The organism is Streptomyces sp. TRM49041 (genome assembly GCF_008271805.1).
Classification (GTDB): Bacteria; Actinomycetota; Actinomycetes; order Streptomycetales; family Streptomycetaceae; genus Streptomyces.
In genome coordinates, this window is sequence record NZ_VSRY01000048.1 from 1 (window position 1) to 4,830 (window position 4,830).

At 74.8% G+C, this 4,830-nt stretch carries 1 protein-coding gene and 1 pseudogene; both read left to right on the plus strand.

What is annotated here, in order from left to right; all coding sequences use genetic code 11:
• The first annotated feature begins 189 nt into the window (after positions 1 to 189).
• Positions 190 to 3,522: a tubulin-like doman-containing protein gene (locus FVS66_RS02355; protein ID WP_149179272.1), complete on the plus strand. Its 3,333-nt coding sequence runs from the start codon at positions 190 to 192 to the stop codon at positions 3,520 to 3,522.
• Positions 3,523 to 3,530: 8 nt separating this feature from the next.
• Positions 3,531 to 4,830: pseudogene (locus FVS66_RS02360) on the plus strand (hypothetical protein); the annotation flags it as partial.

A 4,830-nucleotide genomic window follows, 5' to 3' on the forward strand; every position in this document is an offset into this window, starting at 1 on the left:
GGGACCGGCAGTACCGGCAGGGGCGGGGCCGGCACCCGCGGCGCGCGCCCCTGGTCCAGGGCCGGCGGCCCGGACGACGACGGTGGCGGCAGCGGCCGCGACGACCGCAGGGCCGGCGCGGGCAGCTGGGACCAGCACTTCTGACGCACGACCGTACGACGGGGCGCCCGCGTCCCAAGGGGAGACGTAATGAAGATCTACCAGCCCATGCTCTTCGTCGGACTGGGCGGCACCGGCGGACGGATCGGTTCCGAGCTCGAACGGAGTCTGCGCAGGGAACTGTGCGGCCCCGACGGCACCAAACTCGTCGACGGCGGCCGCCGCGCCCCGTTCCAGCTGCCCGACTGCCTGCAGTTCGTGTACGCCGACTTCAGCGAGGGCGAACTGCTGCGCCAGCCGCAGTTCAGCGCCAAGGGCACGGAGAGGGCCGCCTACGCCCGTACCTCCCGCATCGTCCGCGACCTGCTGCCCGGCGAGTTCGACAGCTCACCCGAGGTGACCCGGATGCTCCGTGTCGCCCTGCACGAGGAGACCCGCGACTGGCTGCCCCCGCAGGCCCGCCAGCCCCGCGTCGCCCCCCTGCACAGCGGCGCGGGACAGCTGCCCACGGTCGGCCGCGCCGCCCTCTTCGCCACCCTGCGCAGCGGGCTGGAACCCGTACTCGGCCCCCTGCGCGACGCCATCAGCACCATCGGCGGCTCCGCGGGCGACCTGCGGCGGCTGGGCGGCAGCCGCATCCGGGGCTGCGACGTCTTCGTCGCCTTCTCCGTCGCGGGCGGCACCGGAGCGGGCATCTACTACGACTTCATCCACCTCATCGGGCACGAGTTCCGCAAGTCCAAGGTGCCAGGCGTGAAGATCTACCCGCTCGTCGTCATGCCGTCCGCGTTTCCGCCCGGGGCGGGCGGCGGCCGGGAGGCCGAACTCAACGCCGCCCGCTCCCTGGTGGACCTCTCACGGCTGGTGGACGACCAGAACGTGCCCGATGCCGAGTCCGACGTCGGCGACGTCGTGCAGCGCTCCCGCATCAGCGTCCGCTACCCCGGGGACACCGCCGTCGCGCTGCGCTCCTCCACCGTGCAGACCGCGTTCCTGTTCAGCAAGCCGTCCGTGATCCGCACCGAGGACCTGCGCCGCTCCGTCACCGCCATGGTGATGTCCCTCGTCGGCACCGAACTCCCCGACGACAAGGGCAACGCCCGCGCCGAGGAGGACTACCAGTCGTTCGCCGAGAGCTTCGTCAACAAGAGCGTCCAGCGGTCCACGCCCGCCCGCTCCGGCATCGGCTACCGGGGCATGTCCACCAGCCTCGCCGCTTCCCTCACCGTCCCCGTCGACGACCTCGCCGAGATCGTCGCCGCCCGGCTCCTCGCCCAGGCCGTGCGCGGCATGGACGAGCGGGCCCGCCAGCCCGCCAAGGACGGCGCCGAGCGCGTCAGGGAGCTCTTCGAACGCTGCGGCATCGGAACGCTGTGGACCAGGCCCGCCCCCGACATCCCGGAACCCGAACAGCCGCCCCGGGGCAGCAAGGCCATCACCACGGCCCTGTACAACCGCCGCGGCGACATGGAGGACGCCCTCCAGCGCCTCGAACGCCGGCTCGCCCGCGAGGTGCCGCGGCTCGTCGACGACTTCAGGCCCGGCACCGGCACCCGGGAACTCCTCGGCGCCATCGGCCCGTTCCGGCTCGAACGGGTCATCGCCGGGCTGCCCGGCCACCCCGAGCGCGTCGCCGAGGCCGGGTTCGCCGGCATGCTCGCCAACCGCCGCAGCGAGCCCGAACGCCCCGCCCACGTCCAGCACTCGGCGCCCCAGGTCCCGCGCATCAAGGGCGGCGCGGCCGGTCTCGTACCGGCCCGGTGGAGCGACCCCGACGTCCAGAACGCCGTCGCCGACCAGGACGACTGGTACCGCTGGCGCGCCAACGCCCTGTGGCACCGTGCCTGGCAGGCCGGCGAGTCGCAGTGGCGGCCGCCGCTGAACCGTGCAGGCAAGGAGATCGAAGAGCTCGCCCGCGCCCTGCGCGCCCACGAGGACAACGAGAGCAAGCTCTTCGCCGACCGCCGACGCGAGCTCTACCGCGACGACCGCAAGGGCGTCTCCTACCTGCTGCCCCCGCAGAACAGCCTGCGCGCCTTCTACGACGACGTCGTCGAACGGCTCGTGCGCAGCGCGAACCTCCCCGAGACCACCGATGCCGCCGGGCTCCTCGCCGAACTGCTCGACCCCGGTGACTGGATGCGCGCCCTGGAGGCCGTGCGCCGTTCCCACGGCGCCGCCGTCAAGGAGATCAAGCAGGTCCTGGAACGGCGCGTCAAGCGGCTCTTCGGCGAGACCGGCGACACCCTCAACGAACGCCCCCTCCTGCCGTCGATGGCGCTGCTCCTGCGGGCGGCGGCGGGCGACGAGACCGCGGCGGCCGCGGTGGACAGCCGCTGGCTGGAGCAGTTCCGCGCGCAGGTCGCCGGGCTCCTCCCGGTCGGTTTCGTCCCCGACGGCAGCGGCCCCCTCAAGGTGCTCATCGCCCACCCGGAGAGCGAGGCCGACGGCCGCGCCGCCGAGTACCTCAAGGAGGAGCTCTACCTGCCGCCGCACGCGACGCAGGAGTTCCAGGCCGTCGACACCGAGTCCATCACCGTCGTGCTGTTCCGCAGCGGCATGAGCCTCACCGACATCTCCGAGGTCCGCGAGGTCCTCAAACTCTGGTCGGACGCCCGCGACGTGGCGGGCAGCGACGACTTCCTGCACTGGCGGCAGCGGCTCGGCCACCGCGACGACTGGCTGGTCAGCACCGAGGACGACCGGCAGCGCATCCTGCACCGCGTGCTGAGCGCCATGTGGAACGGCCTGGTCGTCCACGAGGGTCCCGCCGCCTCCCCCGACATCGTCCGCGTCCGCCTCCAGGACGGCGAGTCCGCCACGCTGGCCCTGCGCCTGGAGCCGTTCGACGGACAGCTGTCCAGCTGGGCGGGGCTCCTGCGGGCGTACGAACGGGCAGCCCTGCTCGACGAGGGCTCCATCATCGAGGAGTTCTGCGAGCGGCTGATGCGCGCACAGCCCACCGGGCTGGCCACCACACCCGTGCCGCCCTCGCCGCTGTTCCTGACGTTCGTCGAGGAGGTCGCACCGCGCCAGCTCGCCCGGATCGAGGAACTCTCCGGCAAGTACGGCCAGGAGGACGAGGAGTGGCTCGCCCCGTTGCGCCACTTCTGGGCCCACACCCTCCCCGGAGCGCTCGACCTGCGCTTCGACGGCGCCTCCCTGCACATCCGACCCACGCTGCGCGTCCTGCACGAGCGGTACCGCCGAGAGGAGGCCGAGCGGCGGGCCGGAGCCGAACCCGAACTCCGGTCCCCGGCGGCCGAGGGCGGCCGGTACGAGGCCGAACCCCGGCACGAGGCGGTCCCCGAGCCACGCCGCACCCCACCGCCTGCACCCGCCCCCTCACAGGCCCCCGCCCCCGCGAACGCCCCCGCCCCCGCGCCCTCCTACCCGTGGGACCTGGACGGTGACGAGGAGTGAACCCCCGCGTGTCCCACGGCCCCGTCCCGCCCCACCGCCTGCCCACCGACGCCGTCACCCTCGACCTGCGCCGCACGCCCGGTGCCGACGCCGTGCGCGCCGCGCTGGAGACGCCGCAGCACGGCGGCGACGAGCGGCGCTTCCTCGTGGTCGACGACGCGGCCCTGCTCGTCACCCACCAGCTCCTGTACGAGCAGCTCTACTCGTACGGCCCCGCCCAGATCGTCTGCCTCGCCGTCGGCAGCGCCGACGACGGGGTCCCGGCCGGCCGGGCGGAGCCGAGAGCCTGGGGGAGCGTCCTGCGCCGCCCCCTCACCCTCCGTCCGCCCGCCGCCGGAGTCCTGTGGCTCCTCGACCCGCGCACCGCGGACCCCGAGGGGCTGCGCCCGCTCCTCGAACTCCTCGCCCAGCCGGATGTGTTCGACGCCGTGCTGCGCTCGCTCGGCGTCATGAACGGGGTCGCCGTCCCGTCTGTACGGGTCGTGGAGCACGACCTGACGGACGAGGCCCGCACACGCGCCTGGAAGCAGGCCCTCGACACCCTCGCCGGCGAGGAGGTGCCGGGCGCGGGACCGGGCGACGCCGTACCGCCCGAGCTGGCCGTGCTGCTGGACGACTCCCTGCCGGAAGGCCTCCGGGGCCACTCTTGGCTGGAGCCGTCGCGCCCGGCCGCCGTCCGCCGCCGCGCCTGCGACGACGCCCTGGAGGACGCCCGCGACGCCCACCGGCTGGTGCGCGGGTCGTCCGGGCTGTTCGGTGCCGCGGCCCGCCGCGCCGACCTGCCCACCCGCCTCGACGACCTGGGCCGCGCGTTGGAGGCGTACCGGGACACCGTCGCCGGGGCGTTCACCGACGCGGACGGGGTACGGCTCAGCCCGGAGCAGCGCGCCCGGCTTCTGGAGCGCGGCATCGTGCTTCCCGACCTGCCCGCCGCGTCCCGCACCCGCGTCGTCCCCGCCCTGCGGGACCTCACCGAGCGGCTCCTGGACCGGCGCCTGCCACTCCGGTCCGCCGCCGCCCGGCTCGCCGCCCTGTCCGACCGCTCCGCCCCCGCCGGCAGCGCCGCCCGCCTCGCCCGTCTGGACGAGCTGTGCGACCCCGCCTACCTGCGCCACCTGGCCGGGCCGCCGCCCTTCCAGGCGGGCGGCACCCGCGCGGTGGCCGCGCTGCTCGCGTTCGTCCCGGCGTTCGTCGCCGGGCTGTGGCCGGGGCCCGGCTGGTTCCTCGGCCCCGCGGCCGGGCTCGTCGCCGCGGGCCTCGCCGCCCTGATGTGGCGTCACCGCCCGAACCGCTCACCCGACGGCCGGT